Source organism: Allobosea sp. P4_E12 (genome assembly GCF_056401655.1).
The window spans coordinates 127,501-152,026 of the sequence record NZ_JBFUIY010000004.1; the positions used below are offsets into that span (position 1 = coordinate 127,501).

25 protein-coding genes, 1 other RNA gene and 1 pseudogene are annotated in these 24,526 nt (G+C 66.0%); 17 read left to right on the top strand and 10 right to left on the bottom strand.

Annotated elements, in window-relative coordinates:
* Positions 1 to 49: 49 nt before the first annotated feature.
* The 6 genes from AC1DW9_RS06200 to AC1DW9_RS06225 all read left to right on the top strand — a co-directional run bounded on the left by AC1DW9_RS06200 (position 50) and on the right by AC1DW9_RS06225 (position 5,328).
* Positions 50 to 1,504 carry an AMP nucleosidase gene (locus AC1DW9_RS06200; RefSeq protein WP_441504990.1) on the top strand — a complete coding sequence of 485 codons (1,455 nt, stop codon included), beginning with the start codon at positions 50 to 52 and terminating at the stop codon, positions 1,502 to 1,504.
* Positions 1,505 to 1,583: 79 nt separating this feature from the next.
* Complete coding sequence (locus tag AC1DW9_RS06205) at positions 1,584 to 2,870, top strand: phosphopantothenoylcysteine decarboxylase domain-containing protein (protein ID WP_441504991.1); 1,287 nt, start codon at positions 1,584 to 1,586, stop codon at positions 2,868 to 2,870.
* 5 nt (positions 2,871 to 2,875) lie between these two features.
* Positions 2,876 to 3,361: a dUTP diphosphatase gene (dut, locus tag AC1DW9_RS06210; RefSeq protein WP_441504992.1), complete on the top strand. Its 486-nt coding sequence runs from the start codon at positions 2,876 to 2,878 to the stop codon at positions 3,359 to 3,361.
* Positions 3,358 to 3,807: an RrF2 family transcriptional regulator gene (locus tag AC1DW9_RS06215; RefSeq protein WP_113516840.1), complete on the top strand. Its 450-nt coding sequence runs from the start codon at positions 3,358 to 3,360 to the stop codon at positions 3,805 to 3,807. Before dut ends, AC1DW9_RS06215 begins: the two co-directional genes overlap by 4 nt.
* 85 nt (positions 3,808 to 3,892) lie before the next feature.
* Positions 3,893 to 4,879, top strand: a complete 987-nt coding sequence (cysK, locus tag AC1DW9_RS06220; protein ID WP_441504993.1) for a cysteine synthase A — start codon at positions 3,893 to 3,895, stop codon at positions 4,877 to 4,879.
* Positions 4,876 to 5,328 carry a GNAT family N-acetyltransferase gene (locus AC1DW9_RS06225; protein ID WP_476767498.1) on the top strand — a complete coding sequence of 151 codons (453 nt, stop codon included), beginning with the start codon at positions 4,876 to 4,878 and terminating at the stop codon, positions 5,326 to 5,328. Before cysK ends, AC1DW9_RS06225 begins: the two co-directional genes overlap by 4 nt.
* Before the next feature lie 111 nt (positions 5,329 to 5,439).
* On the opposite strand, the gene AC1DW9_RS06230 is transcribed toward AC1DW9_RS06225, so the two are convergent.
* From AC1DW9_RS06230 to AC1DW9_RS06240, 3 genes are all read right to left on the bottom strand, one after another.
* Positions 5,440 to 6,309, bottom strand: a complete 870-nt coding sequence (locus AC1DW9_RS06230) for a VOC family protein (RefSeq protein WP_441504995.1) — start codon at positions 6,307 to 6,309, stop codon at positions 5,440 to 5,442.
* 123 nt (positions 6,310 to 6,432) lie between these two features.
* Entirely contained in the window at positions 6,433 to 7,668 is a 1,236-nt protein-coding gene (locus AC1DW9_RS06235) for an NAD(P)/FAD-dependent oxidoreductase (protein WP_441504996.1), read from the bottom strand.
* Positions 7,669 to 7,671: 3 nt separating this feature from the next.
* Positions 7,672 to 8,727 carry a YihY/virulence factor BrkB family protein gene (locus AC1DW9_RS06240; protein ID WP_441504997.1) on the bottom strand — a complete coding sequence of 352 codons (1,056 nt, stop codon included), beginning with the start codon at positions 8,725 to 8,727 and terminating at the stop codon, positions 7,672 to 7,674.
* 259 nt (positions 8,728 to 8,986) lie between these two features.
* On the opposite strand from AC1DW9_RS06240, the gene AC1DW9_RS06245 reads away from it, so the two are divergent.
* On the top strand, positions 8,987 to 9,691 hold the full coding sequence (locus tag AC1DW9_RS06245; protein ID WP_441490535.1) for an outer membrane protein: 705 nt from the start codon (positions 8,987 to 8,989) through the stop codon (positions 9,689 to 9,691).
* Between the two features lie 16 nt (positions 9,692 to 9,707).
* On the opposite strand, the gene recR is transcribed toward AC1DW9_RS06245, so the two are convergent.
* From recR to ffs, 4 genes are all read right to left on the bottom strand, one after another.
* A complete protein-coding gene (recR, locus tag AC1DW9_RS06250; RefSeq protein WP_441490534.1) occupies positions 9,708 to 10,313 on the bottom strand; it encodes a recombination mediator RecR in 606 nt (201 codons plus the stop codon).
* A gap of 13 nt (positions 10,314 to 10,326) precedes the next feature.
* Positions 10,327 to 10,647 carry a YbaB/EbfC family nucleoid-associated protein gene (locus AC1DW9_RS06255; RefSeq protein ID WP_113516833.1) on the bottom strand — a complete coding sequence of 107 codons (321 nt, stop codon included), beginning with the start codon at positions 10,645 to 10,647 and terminating at the stop codon, positions 10,327 to 10,329.
* Between the two features lie 24 nt (positions 10,648 to 10,671).
* Positions 10,672 to 12,525 (bottom strand): DNA polymerase III subunit gamma/tau, encoded by a 1,854-nt coding sequence (locus tag AC1DW9_RS06260; RefSeq protein ID WP_476775083.1) that lies wholly within the window; start codon positions 12,523 to 12,525, stop codon positions 10,672 to 10,674.
* A 139-nt stretch (positions 12,526 to 12,664) separates the two neighbouring features.
* An RNA gene (gene ffs / locus AC1DW9_RS06265) (signal recognition particle sRNA small type) lies at positions 12,665 to 12,761 on the bottom strand.
* A gap of 573 nt (positions 12,762 to 13,334) precedes the next feature.
* On the opposite strand from ffs, the gene rpmH reads away from it, so the two are divergent.
* From rpmH to AC1DW9_RS06315, 10 genes are all read left to right on the top strand, one after another.
* Positions 13,335 to 13,469 carry a 50S ribosomal protein L34 gene (rpmH, locus tag AC1DW9_RS06270; RefSeq protein ID WP_038364779.1) on the top strand — a complete coding sequence of 45 codons (135 nt, stop codon included), beginning with the start codon at positions 13,335 to 13,337 and terminating at the stop codon, positions 13,467 to 13,469.
* Between the two features lie 11 nt (positions 13,470 to 13,480).
* The gene (rnpA, locus tag AC1DW9_RS06275; protein WP_441490530.1) at positions 13,481 to 13,924 is read left to right on the top strand and encodes a ribonuclease P protein component; all 444 of its coding nucleotides are present in this window, start codon (positions 13,481 to 13,483) and stop codon (positions 13,922 to 13,924) included.
* 46 nt (positions 13,925 to 13,970) lie between these two features.
* Entirely contained in the window at positions 13,971 to 15,863 is a 1,893-nt protein-coding gene (gene yidC / locus AC1DW9_RS06280; RefSeq protein WP_441505118.1) for a membrane protein insertase YidC, read from the top strand.
* A gap of 95 nt (positions 15,864 to 15,958) precedes the next feature.
* Positions 15,959 to 16,591, top strand: coding sequence for a CatB-related O-acetyltransferase (locus tag AC1DW9_RS06285; RefSeq protein WP_441504999.1), 633 nt, complete (start codon positions 15,959 to 15,961; stop codon positions 16,589 to 16,591).
* Positions 16,592 to 16,600: 9 nt separating this feature from the next.
* Positions 16,601 to 17,266 carry a ribosome biogenesis GTP-binding protein YihA/YsxC gene (gene yihA, locus AC1DW9_RS06290; RefSeq protein WP_441505000.1) on the top strand — a complete coding sequence of 222 codons (666 nt, stop codon included), beginning with the start codon at positions 16,601 to 16,603 and terminating at the stop codon, positions 17,264 to 17,266.
* 108 nt (positions 17,267 to 17,374) lie between these two features.
* Positions 17,375 to 17,743, top strand: coding sequence for a DUF423 domain-containing protein (locus tag AC1DW9_RS06295; protein WP_441490527.1), 369 nt, complete (start codon positions 17,375 to 17,377; stop codon positions 17,741 to 17,743).
* A gap of 82 nt (positions 17,744 to 17,825) precedes the next feature.
* The gene (gene argB / locus AC1DW9_RS06300; protein WP_043234901.1) at positions 17,826 to 18,725 is read left to right on the top strand and encodes an acetylglutamate kinase; all 900 of its coding nucleotides are present in this window, start codon (positions 17,826 to 17,828) and stop codon (positions 18,723 to 18,725) included.
* Positions 18,726 to 18,801: 76 nt separating this feature from the next.
* Positions 18,802 to 18,948, top strand: coding sequence for a hypothetical protein (locus AC1DW9_RS06305; protein ID WP_441505001.1), 147 nt, complete (start codon positions 18,802 to 18,804; stop codon positions 18,946 to 18,948).
* Between the two features lie 187 nt (positions 18,949 to 19,135).
* A complete protein-coding gene (locus AC1DW9_RS06310) occupies positions 19,136 to 19,879 on the top strand; it encodes a pyrimidine 5'-nucleotidase (protein WP_441505002.1) in 744 nt (247 codons plus the stop codon).
* A 209-nt stretch (positions 19,880 to 20,088) separates the two neighbouring features.
* Positions 20,089 to 21,285, top strand: coding sequence for an O-succinylhomoserine sulfhydrylase (locus tag AC1DW9_RS06315; protein WP_441505003.1), 1,197 nt, complete (start codon positions 20,089 to 20,091; stop codon positions 21,283 to 21,285).
* A gap of 86 nt (positions 21,286 to 21,371) precedes the next feature.
* On the opposite strand, the gene hemA is transcribed toward AC1DW9_RS06315, so the two are convergent.
* From hemA to AC1DW9_RS06330, 3 genes and pseudogenes are all read right to left on the bottom strand, one after another.
* Positions 21,372 to 22,583, bottom strand: a complete 1,212-nt coding sequence (hemA, locus tag AC1DW9_RS06320; protein ID WP_441505004.1) for a 5-aminolevulinate synthase — start codon at positions 22,581 to 22,583, stop codon at positions 21,372 to 21,374.
* Positions 22,584 to 22,673: 90 nt separating this feature from the next.
* Positions 22,674 to 23,473 (bottom strand): annotated as a pseudogene (locus AC1DW9_RS06325) (SDR family NAD(P)-dependent oxidoreductase).
* Positions 23,474 to 23,618: 145 nt separating this feature from the next.
* Positions 23,619 to 24,242, bottom strand: coding sequence for a 2-hydroxychromene-2-carboxylate isomerase (locus AC1DW9_RS06330; RefSeq protein WP_441505005.1), 624 nt, complete (start codon positions 24,240 to 24,242; stop codon positions 23,619 to 23,621).
* Positions 24,243 to 24,526: the final 284 nt, after the last annotated feature.

Consider the following 24,526-nt stretch of genomic DNA (forward strand, 5'->3'; position numbering starts at 1 on the left):
TGCGATGCCGGTTGTTGTCAGGAGCGCCCGCAGCCGGCTAGAGTCAGCCATGAGCTTCGAGATCGCCGCCACGCCGCATGACGCCATCAACCGGTTGGAGGCGCTTTATGCCGAAGCGAAGGACGCGCTCCGCGCCGATCTCCAACGCTTCTTCGATACGAGACAGCCGCCGACGCCGGAGGAGCGCGCCCGCTATCGCTACCCGATGCTGCGCGTCACCTATGAGCCGTCGAAGCTGCCCGCAGCGACACGCCGCGGCTTCGCCAAATTTGCGGCGCCCGGCATCTACTCGACCACGGTGACCCAGCCGGCCGAGTTCCGGACCTATCTGCTCGACCAGCTCGACCCCCTGGTGACGGAATACGGCGCCACCATCGAGACGGGCATCAGCACCCAGGAAATTCCCTACCCCTATGCAATCGAGGGCGGCGACGAACTGGGCGGCGGCCGGATCTCGCCCGCGGAGCTTGCGCGGCATTTCCCGACGCCGCTGCTCTCGCTGGTCGGCGACGAGATCGCCGACGGCACCTTCGAGATCATCGAGGGCGAGCCACGCCCGCTCTCGCTCTTCGATGCGGTGCGCGTCGATTATTCGCTGCGGCGGCTGGTCCACTATACCGGCACCGACTGGCGGATGGTGCAGCCCTGGGTGCTGCTGACCAACTACCATCGCTATGTCGACCAGTTCGTGCGGCTGGCATTGGCCGAGATCGAGGCCGGCACCGCCGAGGCGCTCGTCGCGCCGGGCGGGATCCGGATCGACCGCGAAGGCATCGATGTCAGCGCCGCCGAGCGCGTGATGTCCGCGCCCTGGCATCGCTTCCAGATGCCGGCTTATCACCTCATCCGCGCTGGAGGCGAAGGCGTCACGCTGGTCAATATCGGCGTCGGCCCGTCCAATGCGAAGAACATCACCGACCATCTCGCGGTGCTCAGGCCGAATTGCTGGTTGATGGTCGGCCATTGCGGGGGCCTCCGGCAGACGCAGATCATCGGCGACTACGTGCTGGCCCACGCCTATCTCCGCCAGGACGGCATCCTGGATGACCATGTGCCGCCGGACATTCCGATTCCGGCGCTCGCCGAGGTCCAGGTCGCCTTGCAGCAGGCTGCGGCCGAGGTCACTGGCGAGAAGGGCGACCGGCTGAAGCAGAGGCTGCGCACCGGTACCGTCGTGACGCAGGACGATCGCAACTGGGAGCTGCGCTGGACCAAGGAGCGCCGCCGTATCAACCTGTCGCGCGCCATCGCGGTCGACATGGAATCCGGGACCATCGCAGCACAGGGCTACCGGCTACGCGTGCCCTACGGCACCTTGCTCTGCGTCTCCGACAAGCCGCTGCATGGCGAGATCAAGCTGCCGGGCGCCGCCAACGCCTTCTATGAGCGCGCTGTCGGCGAGCACCTGAAAATTGGACTTGCAGCGCTGGAGAAGCTCAAGGAAGCCGGCAGCACGATCCATTCACGCAAGCTGCGTTCCTTCGACGAGCCGCCCTTCCGCTAGAGGCCCCTGCACGTCCGCCCCATGACAGCCGCGCCTCCGCGATGCTAGGTGAAGGGCTTCTTGCCTCGGGAGCCCGCCCTTGTCCGCATCTCGCTCCGTCCTGCTGATCATCGGCGGGGGTATCGCCGCCTACAAGGTGCTGGAGCTGATCCGGCGCCTGAAGGACCACGGCATCACCTCGCGCTGCATCCTGACCAAAGCCGGCGAAGAGTTCGTGACGCCGCTCGCCGTATCGTCGCTGGCGGGCGAACGCTGCTTCACCGATTTGTTCTCGCTGACCGACGAAGCCGATATCGGCCATATCGCGCTGTCGCGCTCGACCGATCTGGTCGTCGTCGCTCCCGCGACCGCCGACCTGATCGCCAAGATGGCGACGGGCCTTGCCAATGACCTTGCCTCGACGGCCCTGCTCGCCACCGACAAGCGCATCCTGATCGCGCCCGCGATGAACCCGCGCATGTGGGAGCATCCGGCGACACGGCGCAACATGGCGCAGCTCGAGAAGGACGGGGTGCTCGTCGTCGGGCCGAACTCCGGTGCCATGGCCGAGCGAGGCGAGAACGGACCCGGCCGCATGGCCGAGCCTCATGAGCTGCTGGCGGCGATCGAACAGGCGCTGGCCGGCGAAACCCGGCTCTCCCCGGGTGGAACGATCGGCTTCCTCGGTCGCAGTCCGGGCGGCGCGTCCGGTGCCCCCAAGCTGCTCGCCGGCAAGCGCGTGCTGATCACCTCCGGGCCGACGCATGAACCGATCGACCCCGTGCGCTACATCGCCAACCGCTCCTCCGGAAAGCAGGGTCACGCGATCGCAGCCGCCGCCGCGGCCGCGGGCGCCAGCGTGACATTGGTGTCCGGCCCGGTCGCGATCGCCGATCCGGAGGGGGTGACCACGATCCATGTCGAATCCGCCCGCGATATGTTGGCCGCAGTCGAAGGCGCGCTGCCGGCGGATATCGCGATCTTCGCCGCCGCGGTCGCCGACTGGCGCGTTGCGGAAGAGGCGCCCGGCAAGCTCAAGAAGCAGGCCGGCGCGAGCGCGCCTGCCCTCGCCCTCGTCGAGAACCCGGACATCCTGGCGACGATCGCCGCACGCGAGATCGATCGCCCCGCCCTCGTCGTCGGCTTCGCCGCCGAGACCGACCACGTGATCGACTATGCCCGCGCCAAGCTGGCAAAGAAGGGCTGCGACCTGATCGTCGCAAACGATGTCGGCGGCACCGGAGTGATGGGCGGCGACGCCAACACCGTGCATCTCGTCACCTCCGACAATGTCGAAACCTGGCCGACCCTGCCCAAGGGCGAGGTCGCGAGCCGGTTGATTGCGCATCTGGCGCGCATGCCGCAGGCCAGCAAGACGGACCGCTGAGCGCCATGGTCACGCTTCCCATCAAGCGCCTGCCCCATGGCGCCGACCTGCCGCTGCCGGCCTATGAGAGCAGCGGCGCCGCCGGCATGGACCTCCGTGCCGCCCTGGCCGCCGATGAGCCCTGCGTTCTGGCGCCGGGCGGACGCGGTCTCATCCCGACGGGGATCGTGCTGCAATTGCCGCAGGGTTTCGAGGCGCAGGTCCGGCCGCGCTCGGGCCTCGCCTTCAAGCATGGCGTCACGGTACTGAATTCGCCCGGCACCGTCGACAGCGACTATCGTGGGGAGATCAAGGTGATCCTGATCAATCTCGGCGCAGAAGACTTCGTGATCCGGCACGGCGACCGCATCGCCCAGCTCGTGGTCGCCCCGGTCTCACAGGCGGCCTTGGTCGAGGCTGCCACACTCGACGAGACCGCGCGCGGGGACGGCGGCTTCGGCTCGACCGGCATCGCTGGGAGCAAGGCGACGGCGCAAGGTGGCGGCCAATGATGCCGCTCTCGCACCGCAGCCTCCTCGCCGTCGCCGCAGTCGTCGATATCGCGCTGCATGCTCGCCCGTCGCCCGTCGCCGCCAAATTCCTGGCTGCACGCCACGACCTGCCGCCGCGCCATCTCGAAACCATGCTGCAGGCGCTCGTGCGCGCCGGCATCCTGAAGGGCGTGCGCGGTCCGCGCGGCGGCTATGAGCTCGCTCGCGAACGCCGCCGCATCACCGCCGGCGATATCGCGCGTGCGGCCATGCAGGAAACGAGCGATGAAACCACGCCCCTGCCGCAGTCCCGCCTTATCGACGAGGTGGTCGGCCCGGCGCTGAGGCGGGCGACCGATGCCTTCCTGGCCGAGCTCGACAGCGTCACCGTCGAAGATCTCTGTCGCCAGTCCGAGCAGAAGTCGGTCTTCGGAGAGATCGCCCAGAGAGCCGATTTCACAATATAATTATGTTATTAAACTAATTATTCGACATAAGATGTGAAATACGTTAGCCCTTCCATCCTGACCATATGACGCAAGGGAGGCCGCTATGGCCGAAGCAGCACAGAAGCTCAATCCCGCACAGGACAAGGCGCCCGGTCGAGGCCGGGTCTATGAGTCGATCACCGATACGATCGGTGACACTCCGCTGGTGCGGCTGAACCGTCTCCCGGCAGAACGCGGCGTCAAGGCGACGATCCTTGCCAAGCTCGAATTCTTCAACCCGATCTCCAGCGTCAAGGATCGTATCGGCGTAAACATGGTCGATGCGCTCGAAGCCTCAGGCGTTCTGAAGCCGGGCGGCACGCTGATCGAGCCGACCTCGGGCAATACCGGCATCGCGCTCGCCTTCGTCGCTGCCGCGCGCGGCTACCGCCTGATCTTGGTCATGCCGGAGACGATGTCGCTGGAGCGTCGCAAGATGCTGGCCCTGCTCGGCGCCGAACTCGTGCTGACGCCCGGCCCGGGCGGCATGCGCGGTGCCGTGGCCAAGGCCGAAGAGCTCAAGGCCGAGATCCCGGGTGCGATCATTCCGCAGCAGTTCGAGAATCCGGCCAACCCCGAGATTCACCGCAGGACGACCGCCGAAGAGATCTGGAACGACACCAACGGCGAAATCGACATCTTCGTCTCCGGTGTCGGCACCGGCGGCACGATCACCGGTGTCGGCCAGGTGCTGAAGCCCCGCCGGCCCGGGCTGAAGGTCATCGCGGTCGAGCCTGAAGACTCCCCGGTTCTCTCCGGCGGCCAACCCGGTCCGCACAAGATCCAGGGCATCGGCGCCGGTTTCGTTCCCGGCGTGCTCGATCGCTCGGTGATCGATGAGGTGGTGACTGTCGGCAACCAGACCTCCTTCGACACGGCTCGCGCGCTGGCCCGCCTCGAAGGCATTCCGGCCGGCATCTCCTCGGGCGCGGCAGTCGCTGCCGCGCTGGAAATCGGCGCGCGTCCCGGCAACGAAGGCAAGACCATCGTCGTGATCATCCCCTCCTTCGCCGAGCGCTATATTTCGAGCGCTCTCTTCGAAGGCCTGTGATCTCCAGCGCGCTTCAGGTCGTCCGGCTCAGCGAAACGCTGCCGGACGATTTTTCTGCCCTGCAGGACGAAGCGGCGGCCGAAGGCTACCGCTTCGTCGACGGTTTGCGGGACGAGTGGCAATCCGGCCGTTATCGTGACGCCGACGAGCGGAATGCCCTGTTTGCGGTGTTTCGCGATGGGGTGCTCGCCGCGATCGGCGCGGTGACGCCGGACCCTTATGACCCAGCGCCCGACCTCCTGCGCATTCGCCATGTCTATGTCCGGCCGACCGGCCGGCGCCGAGGCGTCGGCCGCCTGCTGGCGAGCGCACTCGTGCAACAAGGGCTGTCGCTGGCGCCGAGGCTCTCGCTCAACGCTGCGGATTCCGGCGCGGCCGCTTTCTGGGAAGCCATGGGCTTCAAGCCCGATGGCGGCGGTACACGCCGCAGCCATCTGCTCACGCGCTAGGATCGAAGCCTGGATCGGCGTCCCGAAAACCGCACCCCACCTTTCGGGCCGAGGCTTTCGTGTTTGCATCGGCTTTCCCGAAAACCGCGCCCCACTTTTCGGGCCGATCCGTTAGCGACGCAGGATCAGACGGTTATTCCAGGGGTCGGCAACGGTGACGGTGCCTCCCTGATCACGACCGCCGGCAGCGATCATCCGCGTCCGCATCGCCGCGAAGGCCGGGTCGTCGGCGGCGACGAGCTCGAAGCTCGCGAGCCCCGCATCGCTGTCAGCCCGCAGGCCTGCCCCCCGGCTGCCCCAGACATTGACGGCGATATGGTGATGGTAGCCACCGGTCGCGAGGAAGCTGGCGCCGGGATAATGCACCATCACGTCAAAACCGAGCCCATCGCGGTAGAAGCCCTCGGCCTGCGCGGTGTCGCCGACGCGCAAATGAACATGCCCCATGCCCGTGCCAGTCGGCATGCCGGGATAGGCGGCTCCGTCCGACTCACGCAGGAGCAGGTCGAGATCGAGCCGATCGGTCGACATCTTGATGGCGCCGCCATCAAGTCGCGGCCATTCCGGCCGGCTGCGATCACGATAGATTTCGATGCCGTTGCCTTCCGGATCGGAGAGGTAGAGCGCCTCGCTGACGAGATGGTTCGAGGCGCCTTCCAGCGGCACTCGGGTCCTGGCCGCATGCGCCAGCCAGTTGGCGAGGTCACGGCGCGATGGCAGCAGGATCGCGAGATGGAAGAGGCCGGCGGCCGATACCGGTGCGCTCGCCCCCCCTTCGAGCCGCACCAGCGGCACGCCGTCGACACCGAGCACGGAGAGGCCGGGCTCTTCCGAGATCAGCGTCAGCCCGATCGCGTCGCGATAGAAGGCCGTCAGGCGCGGCAGATCGCGCACCCGCAAGGAGACCGCGCCAATGTGAAGGGGCGCGTCATAGGCCTCAAGCCGTACCGGTGACGAAACCTTGTCCTTAACCGTGAGCATCGCCGCCTCCGAAAATGATGCGGCCCGACGTCCGCCGCAGTCTTCAAATGGCAAGAAACCGAGCCATTGTCGCCCCTTGGCATGGCAAGACCAAGATTGCAGCCGCGCAATATCGCGGGGCCGTCAGACCGGGCTCGGCCGGTCGATCGCAAAATCAGAGAACCAGGCCTCCTCCCTGCCCTCTAGCAGGGCGCCGAGGAGACGAGACGCGAGGAAGCTGAAGGTGATGCCGTTGCCGCCATAGCCATAGGCCGCCAGCAGGCGTGGCTGGCCAGGGACCCGCCCGATCAGCGGCAACCCGTCCCCGGTCTGGCCGAAGGCCCCGGACCAGGTGTGAGCAAGCGAGAGCCGCGCAGCCGGCACAAGGGCCGCGAGCTTGCCGAGCAGCGCCTCTGTCTTCTCCGGCCCGAGACGCTCGCGCAGATCGGCGTCATCGCTCCCCTCGTCCTCGCCTCCGATGACGATGCCTCCATCGGCCGTGGTCCGGCAGTAGACATAGTCCGTCGAAGCCTCCCAGACGAGCGCACGCCGAGGCCAGAGCGCCTGTGCGGGCTGCGGCTGCGTCGCCAATGCCCAACTCGAGGCGATGCGATGCAGATCGCTCCGGACGCAATCTGGCATGACATAGCCGGTTGCCAGGACGACATGACCGGCTTCGATCGTGTGGCCAGCGCCGAGCTGGACCATGGCGGAGCGACCCTGGCCATCGAATGCCACCGCCTCGTCGCGGATAAGACGCGCGCCCCGCGCTGCCGCCACGCCGAGCAGGGCATGGCACAGGCTGAGGGGGTCTGCTTCCGCCGATCCGGGCGAGACGATGGCTGCCGCCCGGTCGAACCCGAACTCGCGCAGCAGCAGGTCATGGCCGAGCAGGGAGCCGGGCAGGCCAGCGCGCTCCCGCAGGAGATGCTCGTCCAGCAATTCACGCGCCCCGGTCTCGCCAGCTGCGAGATAGACCGTGTCACGGGGATGGAAGGCGCAGCGCAGTTGTTGGCCCAGGACCAGCTCACGAAGCCCCGCCACGGCCCGAAGGCTGCGCCGATAGATATCCGCCGCCCGTTCGAAGTCGTAGAGCGCCGAAAGCCGCCGCAAGGGCTGGTCGATCTCCCATTGCAGCATCGCAGTGCTGGCCACCGTGCTGCCGAAGCCTGGTCTTTCACGATCGACGAGCACGACCTGCCGCCCACGCGCGGTCAGATGTTCCACCAGCATCGCCCCCGTGATGCCGCCGCCGATGATCGCCACGTCGCAGCGAATATCCGCTTCGAGCGTCTCGCCTCGCGGATGTCCGGCATCTGTGCGCCAGGGGCTCGAACCGCTGCGCAGGTCGCTCTGGCGCGTGTCGTCGGGATCCAGCATCGCCTACTCGTCCGCCATGGCAGCACCGACCCTGTCCGCCATGGTCGCGCCCCTGCGGCCGAGAGGCTTGGGTCGCCCGATCGTGGTGTCGCGCTCGGTCTGATGCTCGAGTTCGGCATTGAGTTCGGCACCGGCGAGCACGATCATCGCCGACAGCCAGAGCCAGGTCATGAAGACCACCACCGTCGAGAGCGAGCCATAGGTCGCCGTGTAATTGCCGAGCGTGCCGACATACCAGGAGAAGGCCCATGACGCGGCCGCCCAGAGCAGCGAGGCGGCGATCGCGCCTGGCATGACCCAGGCGAAGCGCGGCCGCCGCCTGCTCGGTCCGATCCAGTAGAGGCAGGCGATCGCCAGCGTCGCCATCACGACGAAGGTCGGCCAGCGCACCAGCCGGACCAGTTGCTCGAGTTCGTAGTGGAACGGGAAGAACGCGGAGATGACCGGCAGGATGGCGATCGCGATCAGCGCCGCCATCAGCAGCACGACCCCGCTCAGCGTGGTCAGCAGCGAGATCAGGTTCAGCTTGAAGAAGCTGCGCTTCTCCCGTTCGCGATAGATGATGTTGAGCGCATCGAAGACCGCCTTCACCGCGGCGTTCGCACTCCAGGCCGCCACGAGCAGGCTGACAAGGACAGCAAGGGACAGGCCGGTGCTGGATTGTGTCGCAAGCCGCATCGCTTGCTCGCGGATCAACTCGCGTGCGGCAGTTGGAAAGACCGTGGTGAGGCTGTCGAGCTGGCCGGCGATGGTCAGCGGGTCGGTGAAATAGCGGTACAGCGCGACAAGGAGCGAGAGCGCCGGGACAAGCGAAAGCAAGGTGAAGAAGGCGACCGCACCAGCCAGAGAACTGAGACGGTTATCGGCAACATTGCCGGCAAAGCGCAGCAGGACATCCTTCCAGCCAAGCCAGGTCATCTCGAGCGGCGAAGCCGCGTCGCGGCCGCGTGCAACCTCCTCTCGCGAAGGCCGCGCACGCCAGCGCGAGATCGCCTCGGCCACGTAGCCCAGCGCCACCCCCGCGCCCGCTGCGCCCGTGATGCGTTTCAAGAAGGCCATGAAAAGTCTCCGCCGCCGCGGTGGGTCGACACGCGGCCTGGCACCAGCCTAGGGCAAACCGGGCGGACGACGAGTTTGTTCCCTGCGCGGCGGGCCACCCCAGGCCGCTTATCCGTTTGTTAACCTTAACAGTTCCTAATCAGAGCCAGAAAACGCGCGCTTCACATGCGTCAGCAAAGGCTTGCGACCTCCTCGTCCCGGATGACGGGAGGCACCGCATCTGGCCACCCGATCGGCGAACGACATACAGAGACCTGCGATGAAGATGTTCCTGAAAGCCGGCCTTGCGAGCCTCGCACTTCTGGCTGGCGGCGCGGCCTCCGCGGCGGACATGCCCTATCGCAAGGGCACGCTGCCGCCGGCTCCTGCACTGCCGGAATTCTTTTCCTGGACCGGGTTCTACGCCGGCGGCCAGATCGGTTATTCCTGGGGCTCGGAGCGCACCCGCTTCATCGCCGCCAACGGCATCGGCGCGGCTTTCACCTCCGATACCGATTCGGTGCTCGGCGGCGGACATGCCGGCTTCAATTACCAGTTCGGCTCCTATGTCCTCGGCATCGAAGGCGATATCGAGGCCCTGAATAGCGATGGGCGCTTCCGTCATGCCCTCGGCATCGGTGAGGTGAAACGCGACTGGCAGGCTTCGGTGCGCGGTCGCCTGGGCTTTGCGATGGACCGCTTCATGATCTATGCCACGGGTGGCGCGACTTTCACCGAGTTCGACCAGCAGCTCTTCGATCCGGCTTCGGGAGCACGTGACAGCGCCCAGACATCGCGCTCGGGCTGGAGCGTGGGCGGCGGTCTTTCCTTTGCGCTGACCGACCACCTGATCGCCGGCGTCGAATACCGCTACACCGATTTCGGCCGGTTCAACCGCCTGGCGCGCGGCGCCTTCCTTGGCGTGACGACCGATCAGGATTCGACGCTGCATAGCGTCCGCACGAGCCTGAGCTACAAGTTCTGACGGGACGAAGCCCGGATCAGAAGCCCGTGCGCTGGCGAATGGCGGCAGCGAGCGTGCCGTCGTCGAGATAGTCGAGCTCGCCGCCGACCGGCACGCCATGGGCGAGCTTCGTCACCTTGACCGGCAAATGGGCAAGCAGATCGGTGATGAAATGCGCCGTGGTCTGCCCGTCGACCGTGGCGTTGAGCGCCAGGATGACCTCCTTCACGGCCGGGTCGGAGGCACGGGCCACCAGCGCATCGAGCGTCAGGTGCTCGGGCCGGATGCCGTCGAGCGCCGAGAGCACGCCGCCCAGAACATGATAGCGCCCTGAAACAGCGCCCGAGCGCTCGAGCGCCCATAGGTCGGAGACGTCCGCGACGACGACGATCACCCCATCGTCGCGGCGGGCGTCGCGACAGACCGAGCAGGGATTGCTGGTATCGATATTGCCGCAGGTCGTGCAGACGACGATGCGTTCGCGCGCGGTAGCCATGGCCTCGGCGAGCGGGCCCAGAAGCTGCTCGCGCTTCTTGACGAGATGCAGGGCAGCGCGCCGGGCCGAACGCGGCCCGAGGCCCGGCAGCTTGGCGAGAAGCTGAATCAGCCGCTCGATCTCGGGGCCGGCAATGGCGCGTGACATGCGGGCCTGCAGCTCAGAACAGTTTCATGCCGGGCGGGATCGGCAGGCCCTTGGTGATCTCAGCCATGCGCTCCTGCATCACCCGCTCGGCGCGGGCGCGGGCGTCGGTGCTGGCCGCGACGATCAGATCCTCGAGTATCTCGCGCTCGTCGGCCATCATCAGGCTCGGGTCGATCCGGACCGACTTGAGCGCGCCCTTGGCTGTCATCGTCACGGTGACCATGCCGCCGCCGGAGGCGCCCTCTACCTCGATGGTGTCGAGCTCGGCCTGAACATCGGCCATCTTCTGCTGCATCTGCTGCGCCTGCTTCATCAGGCCCATCATGTCGCGCATGGTGTCTCTCCGTATGCGAAAGTGTCAGAAATCGACGCCGTCGAAATCCGGCTCGCTGTCGTCGAACAGCGGCTCGGCATCAGACATGTAATCATCGTCGGCCGAGCCCGAGGATTGCGCCTCGGCAGCTTCAGCCGCGCGCGGATCGCGCACGTTGACAATGCGGGCGCCGGGAAAGCGCTCCAGGACAGCCTTCACCGCTGGATGAGCGGCAGCGTCGCTCTCGCGCTGGTCCTTGGCGGCAACGGCCTGCTCGCGCAGCGTCGCGCCTCCCTCCGTATTGACGATGACGACCATCCAGGTCTGTCCCGTCCATTCCTTGAGGCGGCGCGACAGATCATTGGCGAGCGTGCGTGAACCACCTTCGACCAGGGCGAACTCGATCCGCCCCTGTTCGAAGCGAACGGGCCGCACATCGCGCTCGAGCGCAATCTTCAAGGTGATGTCGCGATTCTGCGAGGCGAGCGCGACGATATCTTCGATCGAAGCGACGAGCACGGCCGGGGCCGCAACCGCACGAGGGGCGGCAGCGGGCGCGGGGTTCGCGCTGGCGAGCACAGGCCGTGCCGCGAGCGCCGTGTTCCCGCCACCGGAGGGAGGGCGGGGCGCTGCGCCCCCCCCGCCATTGCCCGATCCGGCGGGAGAGCCATTGCCGTCGCGCAGCATCCGCATGGCCTCGTCGGGCGTCGGCAGGTCGGCCGCATGGGTGAGACGGACCAGCACCATCTCGGCCGCCATCACCGGCCTGTCGGCCTGTTTCACCTCGGCCATGCCGCGCAACAGCATCTGCCAGGCGCGAGCCAGCACGCGCACCGACAGTCGGGCCGCGAAATCACCGCCGCGCACGCGCTCGGCCTGGCTCAGGCCGTTATCCCGGGCGGCTTCAGGCACGAGCTTCAGACGCGTCACCAGATGGGTGAACTCGGCGAGATCGGTCAGCACCACGACCGGATCGGCACCGGCATCATATTGCGCCCTGAGTTCGCCCAGTGCCGCCGCGATATCGCCCTTCATCACCGACTCGAACAGATCGATGACGCGGGCCCGGTCGGCGAGGCCGAGCATGGAGCGCACATCCTCGAGCGTGATTCGGCCAGCCGCATGGGCGATGGCCTGGTCGAGGATCGAGAGAGAATCGCGAACCGAGCCTTCGGCGGCGCGGGCGACGGCACCGAGCGCCTCCTCTTCGGCGTCGACCCCTTCGGCCTTGCAGATGTTCGAGAGATGGCCGACGAGCAGGCTGCCATCGACCCGGCGCAGATCGAAACGCTGGCAGCGCGACAGCACCGTCACCGGCACCTTGCGGATCTCGGTGGTGGCGAAGATGAACTTTGCGTGCGGCGGCGGCTCTTCCAGGGTCTTGAGGAAGGCATTGAACGCCGCCCCGGTCATCATGTGCACTTCGTCGATGATGTAGACCTTGTAGCGTGCGGAGACCGGCGCATAGCGCACGCTGTCGTTGATCTGGCGGATATTGTCGACGCCATTGTTCGAGGCGGCATCGATCTCCATCACGTCGATATGCCTGCCCTCGATGATTTCGCGGCAATGCACGCCGAAACGCGAGAGATCGGTGGTCGGCCCACCCGCTCCATCCGCGCTCTGGAAATTCAGGGCACGCGCCAGGATGCGGGCCGTGGTCGTCTTGCCGACACCGCGGACGCCAGTCAGCATCCATGCCTGCGGGATGCGGCCGGCGGCGAAGGCGTTGGTCAGAGTACGCACCATGGCGTCCTGGCCGATCAGGTCGCCGAAATGGGCCGGACGGTATTTGCGCGCAAGCACCCGGTAAGGCGCCGCGGTCGCGACGGGCGCTGGCGCGAGGCCGGGAAAACCCAGCTCTTCAACGGAATCGGCAGCGGCGGTCTCGTCGGTCATCCGCATGCTTTCGCCAATCGGGAGGCGACGGTCAACGCCGGACTTGCAATACTCCGGCCGGGACGAGGCAGGAGCGGCCCCGATCCAAGGCTTGGATCGAAGACCTGGCAAGCGGGAGCAGCGCGCAAGGCAGCCGCAAAGTGGGAGGCTGGACGAAGACCCGTTCGGTCTCGTTAGGGCTGCTTCCTTCCGGACCTGACCCGGTTGGCGAGTGAGACGTCCCTCGCCAACCTCCCGGGCGCTATATCGTGCATGTCGATCGAGAGCGCAAGCGCGAGCTACGCCTTGTCGCGCAGTTCGCCCGGGCGCTTCCCCTCCTACCGCGCGAAGAGATTTTGCCGCGCGAAGAGATGATTTTGCCGCGCGAAGAGATGTTGCGCATGGGCATCCAGGATCGCATCCGACCGAAACCAGCCGCTCGGCCGCCTCCCCAACGCCGGCGCGAGCCGCTCTATGACAGAGCCGGCCCGATGAACCTCGGCGTCGTCAGCCTTGCCGCACGGGCGGCCCCTGGCGACGCCCTGCCTCTTTTCACGATCGAAGGCCCTCTGCACGCCGACTGCGTCGCGGCTCCTGATGATCAACGTCTTCAAGGCACGGGCGGGCCGAGGAGCCGGGCCTGTCGATCCGCGCGGCATCGTCGCAGGATGCGCCTTCGGCATTGACTCGCCCCCGCCCTTCCGCCATAAGCCCGCGACCTGCGCAGCCTTTCGGGCGGCGCCGCCCCTTTTGCATGACAGGCTTGGCCGGCCGATTTTCCCCAGCGGGAACCCGGTCGCCATGCCGGAACAAGGCCCCGGAGACGGACCGTGAAGAGAACCTATCAACCCAGCAAGCTGGTTCGCAAGCGCCGCCACGGTTACCGCGCCCGTATGGCGACAAAGGGTGGCCGCAAGGTCATCGCCGCCCGCCGGGCGCATGGCCGCAAGCGCCTGTCGGCCTGAGCGACCGGCGCGTGACCTGCGCGCCGTTTCCGGAAGACAGGCCCATCGCCATGCGCCACGCCCGTCTGACCGAACGCAAACAGTTTCTGGCGGCGGCCGAGCATGGCCGCCGTTTTCGTTCGCCTGCCTTCACGGCGCAGGTGCGCGATGCCGCGGGTGAAGAAGGCCGTCACGGCCTGCGCCTCGGCCTGACCGCTTCCCGCAAGGTCGGCGATGCCGTTGAGCGCAACCGCATCCGGCGCCGTCTGCGCGCCGCCGCGAAACAAGCCCTTGCCGCCCAGGCCGACCGGCCCTGCGATCTCGTGATCGTCGCGCGGCGCGAGGTGCTGACAGCTCCGTTTTCCGCGCTGATCGCCGATCTTTCCGTCGCGCTCGATCGCGCCAGACCCGCAAAACCCGGCCGCAGGCCGACCGACAAGCGCCCCACCAGTGGTGGCACCCGTCCCCAGCCTTAGGCCAAAAGCCCTTCGGGGCATTCAGCGAGATCCGTTTCCGGTCATGATGAAAGAAGACAATCGCAACCTGCTTCTGGCGATCACCCTGTCGGTGGTCGTGCTGCTCGGCTGGCAGTTCTTCTACGGCGTGCCGCAGATGGAAAAGCAGAAGCAGGCCGCGCAGCAGAGCCAGCAGGCGCAGACCCAGACGGCCCAGCCGGGCTCGTCGGCTACTCCGGCTCCGGCGACCGTTCCAGGCCAGCCGGCAGCGACCGCCGCTCCCGGCACGGCCCAGGCCGTCGCTGCTGTCGAGACCCGCGAGCAGGCGCTCGCACGCGGTCCGCGCGTCAAGATCGACACGCCCAAGATCGCCGGCTCGATCTCGCTCACCGGCGCGCGCATCGATGACGTCTCGCTCAGGGCCTATCACGAGACCGTAGACCGCAGCAGCCCGAACATCGTGCTGCTCTCGCCGCTCGGCGGACCCAACGCCTATTATTCCGATTTCGGCTGGGTCGCCGCACCCGGCGCCAATGTGGTGCTGCCGAATGCGACGACCGTCTGGACCGCGGACGCCCAAGTGCTGCGCCCCGGTACGCCGCTGACGCTGACCTGGGACAATGGCCAGGGCCTGTTGTTCAAGCGGATGATCTCGGTCGATGACAACGCCATGTTCTCGATCCGCGACGAGGTCGAGAACAAGGGCGGTGCGCCGGTCACGCTGTATCCGTTCGGCCAGGTGGTTCGCCACGGCAAGCCGCATACGCTTGGCTACTACGTGCTGCACGAAGGCCTCGTCGGCAATCTCGGCGAGCAGGGCCTGCAGGAATACACCTACGACAAGATCGACAAGGAGCCGACGCTCTCGCCCGGCACCACCGGCAAGGTCTGGAAGGACGCCGTCGGCGGCTTCCTCGGCATCACCGACAAGTACTGGGCGGCCGCGGTCATCCCCGATCAGCAGCGCAAGTATGACGGGCGCTATTCCTCGGTCCAGACCGGCAATTCGCACACCTACCAGGCCGATTTCCTGGGCGAGGCCGTCACGGTCGCGCCGGGCGCCAGCGCGACCGCCAATGCCCGGCTCTTCGCCGGCGCCAAGGAAGTCGCGGCCATCGACGGCTACGAGAAGAATCTCGGCATCAAGCGCTTCGAGCTGATGATCGACTGGGGCTGGTTCTATTTCATCACCAAGCCGCTCTTCTTCGTGATGGACTGGGTCTACAAGCACGTCGGCAATTTCGGCGTCTCGATCCTGATCGTCACCGTGCTGCTCAAGGCCCTGTTCTTCCCGCTCGCCAACAAGTCCTACGCCTCGATGGCGAAGATGAAGGCGGTGCAGCCGGAGATGCTCGCCATTCGCGAGCGCTACGCCGACGACAAGATGAAGCAGCAGCAGGCTCTGATGGAGCTGTACAAGACCCAGAAGATCAACCCGCTCGCCGGCTGCTGGCCGGTACTGGTGCAGATCCCGGTCTTCTTTGCGCTCTACAAGATCCTGTTCATCACCATCGAGATGCGGCACGCGCCGTTCTTCGGCTGGATCAAGGATCTTGCCGCGCCCGATCCGACCTCGGTCTTCAACCTGTTCGGGCTGCTGCCCTTCGCGGTCCCCGCGATGCTGATGATTGGCGCTTGGCCGATCTTCATGGGCATCACCATGTTCATCCAGATGAAGATGAACCCGGAGCCGCCCGATCCGGTGCAGAAGATGATGTTCACCTGGATGCCGGTGTTCTTCACCTTCCTGCTCGGCTCGTTCCCCGCCGGTCTGGTGATCTACTGGAGCTGGAACAACCTGCTCTCGATCGTCCAGCAGGGCTTCATCATGCGCAAGCACGGTGTGAAGATCGAACTGTTCGACAATCTGAAGAGCATGTTCGGCAAGAAGCCGGCTGCGGCGGCAGCAACGGCCACGCCGGCGCCCGGAAAGCCGGCGAACAGCAACAAGGCGAAGTAAGCCTCCGGGCTGCGACGCGGCGCCCCTCTCCCTCGGGAGGGGGGCTTTTGCTTTTTTCGGACCTTGTTCCCGCTGCTTTCGAAAGGGAGCCTTCCATGCCGCTTCCCGATCCGCGGACCCTTCACCCGATCCCGGGCTGGAAGGGCACGGCCTTCCTGAAGGCCGTCGTCGACCACCCGCTGATCGAGGTCGGCGACTACAGCTATTATGACGACTCGCGCGGGCCGGAGCATTTCGTCGGCCGCTGCGTGCGCTATCACTTCGACTTCATCGGCGACCGGCTGATCATCGGAAAATTCGTCGCCATCGCCCAGGCGGCACAGTTCATCATGAATGGCGCGAACCACCCGATGGGCGGCTTCTCGACCTATCCATTCCAGATGTTCGGATTCGAGGGCGCTCCCGAGATGACGCCGGACAGGCTTGGCCTGCGTGGCGACACGGTGATCGGCAATGATGTCTGGATCGGTCGCGAGGCGGTGATCATGCCCGGCGTGACGATTGGCGACGGCGCCATCATCGGGACGCGGGCCCAGGTCTCGCGCGATGTGCCACCCTATGCGGTGGTTGTCGGCAATCCCGGCCAGATCGTAAAGATGCGCTTCCCGGCCGAGACGATCGCGGAACTCCTCGCCATTCGTTGGTGGGATTGGGATGCAGAGACAATCTCCCGCAATCTCGGTGCAATCGCCGGCGCCAACATCGACGCCTTGCGCGCCGCCGTGTAGGCAGGACCCATGACAACAAGCACGACAACCCCCTTCACTCCGGACGAGATCGAGAGCGCTCGCAAGCTCTTCGAAGGTCCCTGGGATTTCGTCTGGGCCTCGACCAAGATCGACGACCTGCCCCCCATGGTCGGCCAGGAGATCGCCTTTGCCGGGCGCTCCAATGTCGGCAAGTCGAGCCTGATCAATGCCCTGACGCGGCGCAATGCGCTGGCGCGGACCTCGCATACGCCGGGCCGTACCCAGCAGCTCAATTTCTTCCGCCAGGTCGGGCATGATGAGCGCCTGACCATCGTCGACATGCCCGGCTACGGCTACGCCGCCGTCGGGCGCGACAAGGTCGCGGCCTGGACCAATCTGATCCACGAATACCTGCGCGGCCGCTCCAACCTGATGCGGGTCTATGTGCTGATCGACGCCCGCCATGGCATCAAGGATGTCGACGGCGCGGTGCTGGAGACGCTCGACAAGGCCGCCGTCTCCTATCAGGTCGTGCTGACCAAGGGCGACGCGATCAAGAAGGCCGACCAGCAGTTCATGCAGGAAGCGACCTTCGACGAGATCAAGCGCCGGCCGGCCGCCTTCCCCGAGGTGCTGCTCACCTCGAGCGAAAAGGGCCTCGGCATTCCGGAGCTGCGCGCAGCGATCGCGCGCGTATTGGCAGAGCGGGCATAAGCCTCGCGGCTGCCGTGATGGCGAGGGAGGCGAGGCAATCCGGCCAGTCCTCCTCGCGAGGCCCCGCACGCCAGCATTTCGGTCCGGTCCAGAGAAAGTGATCCTGCCATGAGCGCCGCAAAGATTCATCTCACGCTGGCCGCGCTGATGGGCCTTGCGGGCGTGACGCTCCTGGCTGCGGCAGCGCATGGGCCAGGCACGAGCGGCCTCCAGACCGCCGGCCAGATGCTGCTGACCCACGCTCCCGTGATCCTGGGCGCAACGGCCGCACGCAAGGCCGGGTTGCTCTCCGATCTGCTGGCGCGTGTCGCGCTCTCCGTCATCATCCTCGGCGTCGCGCTCTTTGCCGCCGATCTCACCCGGCGTGGCTTCTATGACGAGCGGCTCTTTGCGGGCGCCGCACCTGCTGGCGGCTTCCTGATGCTGGCCGGCTGGCTCGCTCTGGCCTTCTCCGCCCTGTTCGCGCGGCGTAGCTGAACCGCGCCCGCCGGCTTCCGCCCCGGCCATTCTTCGGCTAGAAGGCCCGGCGCGCGATCCTCGCGTCCCGCGGAGCCTGCCGATGATCAATCCCGCCGTCCACCTGACGCCGTCGCAATCGGCAGAACTGCTGGTTCAGGCGCTGCCGCATATGCAGCGCTACGATCAGGAAATCATCGTGATCAAATATGGCGGCAACGCCATGGGCGATGCCGCGACCGCCGAGGATTTTGCCGAGGATATCGTCCTGCTCGAGCAGTCCGGCCTGAAGCCGGTCGTCTGCCATGGCGGCGGCCCGCAGATCGCCCGCATGCTCGACAAGCTCGGCATCAAGTCAGAGTTCAAGCAGGGCCTGCGGGTCACCGACCGCGCAACCGTCGATGTCGTCGAGATGGTTCTGGCCGGCTCGGTCAACAAGGAGATCGTCGGCTACATCTCGCGCGAGGGTGGCAAGGCGATCGGGCTCTGCGGCAAGGACGGCAATATGGTGACCGCCCGCAAGGTGACCCGCACCGTCGTCGATCCCGATTCCAAGATCGAGCAGGTGCTCGATCTTGGCTTTGTAGGCGAGCCTGAAGCGGTGAACATCAGCGTGCTGGAGGCCGTGCTGAAGGCGGAGCTGATCCCCGTGCTGGCACCAGTCTGTGCCGCCGCCGACGGCCAGACCTACAACGTCAATGCCGATACCTTTGCGGGCGCGATAGCCGGTGCACTCAACGCCAAGCGCCTGCTGCTGCTGACCGATGTGCCCGGCGTGCTCGACAAGGACAAGAACCTGATTCCGGAGCTCACGGTGGAGCAATGCCGCCGCCTGATCGCGGACGGCACCATCTCCGGCGGCATGATCCCGAAGATCGAGACCTGCATCTACGCGCTCGAAAAGGGCGTCGAGGCGGTCGTCATCCTTGACGGAAAGATCCCGCACGCGGCGCTGATCGAGCTTTTCACCGATACCGGCTCGGGCACCATCATCAGAAGGTGATCCACCTTTGCCGGTGATGCGTGCCGGCAGCGACAGGTTCATCATCCTCCCGGGGGGCGTCTCGGGAGGAGCGATCATGGATTACTCGATCACCATCGCGCTCGGCCTCGGCCTCTCGCTGGCCATGGTCGGTCTTGCACTCGTCCGCACCATGTCGCGACGGCGAGAGGATATCGCGCGTGTCCCGGCGCGAAGCGCCAGGTCGTTTCGGGACGAAAGGTAGGGAGACGGGCCGCATGTGTCTCATGCGCGACCCGTTCACGCCACATGCGGCGCTTGAGAGAACGGCCTGATCATTGCTCTGATCGCGGGTCAGCAGCCTGACCGCCGATCGGCCAGTGTCGTCGCACGTCGGTAAACCTTTGCGGAAGACTTGCATGCGACGCTGACGTCGCCACATGACATAGCCCATGAATCAGAAACCGATCATATCCGCCGTTACGCCGCTCCTGCCGAATGCGGAAGCCTTTGCGCATGTCGAGCACTGGGTTTTCGATCTCGACAACACGCTCTATTCGCACGAGGCAAAAGTCTGGCCGCAGGTCGATGAGCGCATCACGCTGTTCCTCGGCGAGCTGTTCGGGCTCGACGGGCTGTCGTCGCGGGCGCTGCAGAAATACTATTACCAGCGCTACGGCACGACCCTGAAGGGATTGATGGAGGAACACGGCGTCGATCCCGACGATTTCCTCGATTTCGCGCACCAGATCGACCTCTCCCTGCTCGATCCCAACCCCGCGCTTGGCGACGCCATCGCCGCCCTGCCGGGGCGCAAGCTCATCCTCACCAACGGCTCGCGCGGACATGCCGAGAATGTCGCGGGCAAGCTCGGTATCCTCCACCATTTCGAGGACATCTTCGACATCGTCGAGGCTGGCTTCCTGCCCAAACCCGAGCGCGCGACCTATGAGCATTTCCTGACGAAACATGCGGTCGATCCCAGCCGCGCGGCCATGTTCGAGGACATCGAGAGGAACCTGCTTGTCCCCAACGCGCTCGGCATGAAGACCGTGCTGATCCTGCCGCAGACGCCGGACCCGTTCCGCGAAGCCTGGGAGCAGGCCGCGATTGAAGCCGGCCATGTCCACCACGTCACGACCGACCTCACCGGCTTCCTCACCCCGCTCGGGCGCCCGCCGAAACCGTCACGCTAAGACATCGGCCCGAAAAGTGGATTGCGGTTTTCGGGGAAGCCGATGCAATCACAGATAGTTAGATCATCGGACCGGTTACTATATCCGGCCCGATGATCTAAGGCGCAGATCTCGGGCGTTCCTTCCGGAGAATTTTTGTCCGTCTTTACGAACGATGGCTGAGCTGTTATTCCCTTTGTCCGTTATAACGAACGGCCGGAGTTCAGTTCATGTCAGGTCCAGACGCTGGCGCAAAGGCGCTGCATCCCGAAACGCGGCTGGTTCATGCCGGCACCCTGCGCTCGCAGTTCGGCGAGACGTCGGAAGCGCTCTTCCTGACGCAGGGCCATGTCTATGACAGCGCCGAGCAATGCGAGGCGCGCTTCCTGAACAAGGATCCGGGCTTCCAATATGCCCGCTTCTCGAACCCGACCGTGACCATGCTGGAACAGCGCATGGCCGCCTTCGAGGGGGCCGAAGCCTGCCGCGCTACGGCGACCGGCATGGCCGCCGTGACGGCAGCAGTGATGAGCCTGGTGCGTGCTGGCGACCACGTCGTCGCGGCGCAGGCCCTGTTCGGCTCCTGTCGCTATGTCGTCGAGGATCATCTGCCGCGCTACGGCGTGGAATCGACGCTGGTGAACGGCCCGGATCTCGAGGCCTGGCGGAAGGCCGTGCGGCCCAACACCAAGGTCTTCTTCCTGGAAAGCCCCGCGAACCCGACACTCGAGGTCATCGACATCGCGGCCGTCGCCGCGCTGGCGAAGGAGGTCGGCGCCAAGCTCGTGGTCGACAATGTCTTCGCGACCCCGCTCTTCCAACGTCCGCTCGAACTCGGTGCCGACTGCGTCGTCTATTCGGCAACGAAACATATCGACGGGCAAGGCCGCTGCCTCGGCGGACTGGTCCTCGCCTCGGAGGACTTGATCCAGAGCGAGATCCAGATCTTTCTGCGCCAGACCGGGCCGGCGATGTCGCCCTTCAACGCCTGGGTGATGCTGAAGGCCCTGGAGACGCTGCCGCTGCGCGTCAACCGGCAGGCGCAGAGCGCCGCGATCCTTGCCGCCTGGCTGGCCAAGCAGCCCAAGCTGCCGAAAGTGATCTTTCCGGGCGACCCCAATCATCCGCAAGCCGAGATCATTGCGCGCCAGATGAGCGGTCCCTCGACCCTGATCGCCTTCGAGGTCAGTGGCGGCAAGGAGGCCGTCTACCGCCTGCTCAATGCGCTCAAGCTGATCCGCATCTCCAACAATCTCGGCGACGCCAAGAGCCTGATCGTGCACCCCGCCACGACGACCCATCAGCGCTTCACGCCGGAGATTCGCGCCAGCATGGGCGTCACCGACGGGCTGGTGCGCTTCTCGGTCGGGCTCGAACATCCCGACGACCTGATCGCCGATTTCGAGCGTGCGTTGGCGGCGGTCTGAGGGCCGCCCTCAGCCAAGTGCAGAGCCGGGACCCAGAGCATTCCGGAATGGGTTCCGGAGCTCCCGTTCGGGAGAGGTCGGCGCGGCTATGCCGCGCGCTTCAGTCCCACCCTGCTCCAGATCTCGGTCAGCGCCACCACGAGCTGATCGATATCCGCATCGCTGTGCAGCGGCGACGGCGTGATGCGCAGCCGCTCGGTGCCGCGCGGCACCGTCGGATAGTTGATGGGCTGGACATAGATGTCGAAGCGCGCCAGCAGCTCGTCGCTGATCGCCTTGCACAGCCCCGCGTCGCCGACCATCACCGGGACGATATGACTGGGATTGGCGAGATGCGCGATGCCGACCGCGTCGAGCCGGCTCCTCAACGCCATGACCCTGTCGTTCTGGCGCTCGCGCTCGACTGAGCTCGTCTTGAGATGACGGATCGCGGCGAGCGCCCCCGCCGCAAGGTTCGGCGGCAGGGAGCTCGAGAAGATGAAGCCCGAGGCAAAGCTGCGGACATAGTCGCAGAGCGCGGCCGAGCCAGCGATATAGCCGCCCATCACGCCGAAGGATTTGGCCAGCGTGCCCTCGATCAGGGTCAGGCGATCGCTGAGGCCGTCGCGCTCGCTGATGCCGCCGCCACGCGGCCCGTAGAGGCCAACAGCGTGGACCTCGTCGATATAGGTCATGGCACCGAACTCGTCGGCAATGTCGCAGAAGGCGGCGACCGGGGCTATATCGCCGTCCATCGAATAAACCGACTCGAAGGCGATCAGCTTGGGCCGGGCCGGATCGATGCTCTGCAGCTTGCGGCGCAGATCGTCGGGATCATTATGGGCGAAGATCAGCTTCTCCGCGCGCGAATGCCGGATGCCCTCGATCATCGAGGCATGGTTCAGCGCATCGGTCAGGACGACGCAGCCCGGGAGCCGGGAGGCCAGTGTCGAGAGCGAGGCCCAGTTCGACATGTAACCGGAGTTGAAGAGAAGCGCTGCCTCCTTGCCGTGCAGGTCGGCCAGTTCCCGCTCAAGCAGCACATGGTAGTGGTTGGTGCCGCTGATATTGCGGGTGCCGCCGGCACCAGCGCCGCAACCGGCAAGGGCCTCCTGCATCGCGGCCAGCACGTCGGGATGCTGGCCCATGCCGAGATAGTCGTTGGAACACCAGACCGTGATCTCGCGGGGCCCGTCCGCGCCATGGTAGCGCGCACGCGGAAAGCGCCCGACGATGCGCTCCAGATCGGCGAAGACCCGGTAGCGTCCCTCCTTGCGAAGCGCGTCGAGCTCCGTGCGGAAGAAGTGTTCGTAGTCCATGGGTGGCCTCCTGCGACGGGCCTCTCCTACGAGAGAGGAGCCTAACGCGAAATGGTGCGCGGTGTCGCGGGGGCCGTTACGGAACGACGGTTACGGCATGTACTGGCCGCCATTGACCTCGAGAATCTGGCCGGTGACGAAGCTGCCGAGTGTCTCGGAGGCGAGATAGAGGAACGCGCCGACGCATTCATCCGCCTTGCCGAGCCGGTCCATCGGGATGCCGGCCTGCATCGCGGCGAGTTGCTCGGGGGTCGAGTAGCGCTCGTGGAACGGTGTCATGATCACCCCGGGCGAAACGGCGTTGACCCGGATCCTGTGTTTGACCAGTTCGGGAGCCCAGCCGCGGGTCGCCGTCGAGATGAACCCCTTTGAGGCGGCGTAGAGCACGGAGCCTGGGCCGCCACCAATGCGCGCCGCGACCGAGCTGACATTAACGATGCTGCCGCCCGTGCCTGCGCGATCAGGGTCCTGGCCGCCTCGCGCATGAAATGCGCGACCTGGCGGATGTTGAGATCGATGATGTCGTCGATGATGCCATCGTCATAATCGGTGACCGGCACGCGCTTCACCAACCCGCCGGCATTGTTGATCAGCACATCGAGTCCGCCGAGGCCCGAAAGCGCCTCGGCCATGATGCGCGGAATCTCGCCGCTCTCCGTGACGTCGCCGCCAATCAGCACAGCCTTGCCACCGGCCGCCTCGATCTCGCGGGCCACCGCTTCCGCCTTGTCACGGCTGGCATTGTAGTGAACGCCGACGCGAGCGCCATTGGCACCGAAGGCCCGCGCAGCCGCCGCGCCAATGCCGGTGCTGGCACCGGTGATCAGTACTCTCTTGCCCCTGAGATCAGCCAATTGCGGCCAGTTCGGTGTCGAATGATCCTGTGTCATCGCGCTCGGCTCTCCCTTAATCGATTGAATTCTTGAGCACGCCTAGGAGGCGTTCCTGAACCATATCGCCTGGGGCACGGCATGCCAGCGCCTCGGTCGCAGGGCACCCGAGGCGTCGCGTCAGATCAGGCCTGCGAGAGCCTGATCAGGCTTGCGGGAGATAGGCAGCCCGCCCGCTCGCCAGAGCGGAGTCGAGGAGTTCGATACGGTCCTGGCCCCAGAAGACCTCGCCATCGAGCACATAGGAGGGCGCCCCGAAGACACCGGCGGCGATCGCGTCAACGCGATTGGCTTCATAGCGCTCAGAACTCGCCGCGCTCTCGGCGGCCGTCAGCAGGGCCTCGGCCGGAAGCCCCTCCGCGGTGGCCAGCCCGGCGATCACCGAGCGATCGCCCATGTCCCGCTCGTCCGACCAGATGGTGTGGAAGGCGCGGCGCAGGAACGCATCGGGATCATGGCCAGCCGCCACCACGGCGGTGACGAAGCGATCCGCCAGGGAAGGATCGAACGGCACATGCTTCGGCTGCAACACCAGCGGCAGGCCACGCCGTTCGCGCCAGCGCTGCAGCTCAACGAGACGATAGCGCTGGCGCGAGGGGTGGCGCTTCGGCAGCGGCAGTCCGCCCGTCTCGTCGAAAACCGCCCGCACCGGCATCGGCCGGTAGGTCACCGTCGCGCCATGGCGCTTGGCGGTCTCAAGGAAAGCCGCATGGCCGAGATAGGCCCAGGGCGAGGACAGCGTGAGGAAATAGTCGATCATGCGAGGCATTGGCAGGCGAATCCGTTGTCAGGAGCGCTCAAGATGAGGCGTTCGGTGCACAATGCGCTGCCGGGGGCTGAGCCACCAATTCCAAATCTTGACCTCGCCCATCAGTGCACGGCCTTTTTCATTGCTGCAGCCACGCCACAAGGACCGGCCGATTATTCACGAAACGGCAAAGCTGCTTGGTTTGAAACCTGAATCCGTCTTGGATCAAGGAGTTAGGGCGCAAAAACCGCCGGAAAGCCGGTTTCCCCTTTCGGATGCCATGCTCTAGACCAGAGGAAACAGAA

What these genes read in the sequence shown, in the direction of transcription:
- AC1DW9_RS06200 (WP_441504990.1), top strand. Translation starts at nt 50, where the DNA reads ATGAGCTTCGAGATCGCCGCCACGCCGCATGACGCCATCAACCGGTTG.
- dut (WP_441504992.1), top strand. Translation starts at nt 2,876, where the DNA reads ATGGTCACGCTTCCCATCAAGCGCCTGCCCCATGGCGCCGACCTGCCG.
- AC1DW9_RS06215 (WP_113516840.1), top strand. Translation starts at nt 3,358, where the DNA reads ATGATGCCGCTCTCGCACCGCAGCCTCCTCGCCGTCGCCGCAGTCGTC.
- cysK (WP_441504993.1), top strand. Translation starts at nt 3,893, where the DNA reads ATGGCCGAAGCAGCACAGAAGCTCAATCCCGCACAGGACAAGGCGCCC.
- AC1DW9_RS06230 (WP_441504995.1), bottom strand. Translation starts at nt 6,309, where the DNA reads ATGCTCACGGTTAAGGACAAGGTTTCGTCACCGGTACGGCTTGAGGCC.
- AC1DW9_RS06235 (WP_441504996.1), bottom strand. Translation starts at nt 7,668, where the DNA reads ATGCTGGATCCCGACGACACGCGCCAGAGCGACCTGCGCAGCGGTTCG.
- AC1DW9_RS06240 (WP_441504997.1), bottom strand. Translation starts at nt 8,727, where the DNA reads ATGGCCTTCTTGAAACGCATCACGGGCGCAGCGGGCGCGGGGGTGGCG.
- AC1DW9_RS06245 (WP_441490535.1), top strand. Translation starts at nt 8,987, where the DNA reads ATGAAGATGTTCCTGAAAGCCGGCCTTGCGAGCCTCGCACTTCTGGCT.
- recR (WP_441490534.1), bottom strand. Translation starts at nt 10,313, where the DNA reads ATGTCACGCGCCATTGCCGGCCCCGAGATCGAGCGGCTGATTCAGCTT.
- AC1DW9_RS06255 (WP_113516833.1), bottom strand. Translation starts at nt 10,647, where the DNA reads ATGCGCGACATGATGGGCCTGATGAAGCAGGCGCAGCAGATGCAGCAG.
- AC1DW9_RS06260 (WP_476775083.1), bottom strand. Translation starts at nt 12,525, where the DNA reads ATGACCGACGAGACCGCCGCTGCCGATTCCGTTGAAGAGCTGGGTTTT.
- yidC (WP_441505118.1), top strand. Translation starts at nt 13,971, where the DNA reads ATGAAAGAAGACAATCGCAACCTGCTTCTGGCGATCACCCTGTCGGTG.
- AC1DW9_RS06285 (WP_441504999.1), top strand. Translation starts at nt 15,959, where the DNA reads ATGCCGCTTCCCGATCCGCGGACCCTTCACCCGATCCCGGGCTGGAAG.
- yihA (WP_441505000.1), top strand. Translation starts at nt 16,601, where the DNA reads ATGACAACAAGCACGACAACCCCCTTCACTCCGGACGAGATCGAGAGC.
- AC1DW9_RS06295 (WP_441490527.1), top strand. Translation starts at nt 17,375, where the DNA reads ATGAGCGCCGCAAAGATTCATCTCACGCTGGCCGCGCTGATGGGCCTT.
- argB (WP_043234901.1), top strand. Translation starts at nt 17,826, where the DNA reads ATGATCAATCCCGCCGTCCACCTGACGCCGTCGCAATCGGCAGAACTG.
- AC1DW9_RS06305 (WP_441505001.1), top strand. Translation starts at nt 18,802, where the DNA reads ATGGATTACTCGATCACCATCGCGCTCGGCCTCGGCCTCTCGCTGGCC.
- AC1DW9_RS06310 (WP_441505002.1), top strand. Translation starts at nt 19,136, where the DNA reads ATGAATCAGAAACCGATCATATCCGCCGTTACGCCGCTCCTGCCGAAT.
- AC1DW9_RS06315 (WP_441505003.1), top strand. Translation starts at nt 20,089, where the DNA reads ATGTCAGGTCCAGACGCTGGCGCAAAGGCGCTGCATCCCGAAACGCGG.
- hemA (WP_441505004.1), bottom strand. Translation starts at nt 22,583, where the DNA reads ATGGACTACGAACACTTCTTCCGCACGGAGCTCGACGCGCTTCGCAAG.
- AC1DW9_RS06330 (WP_441505005.1), bottom strand. Translation starts at nt 24,242, where the DNA reads ATGCCTCGCATGATCGACTATTTCCTCACGCTGTCCTCGCCCTGGGCC.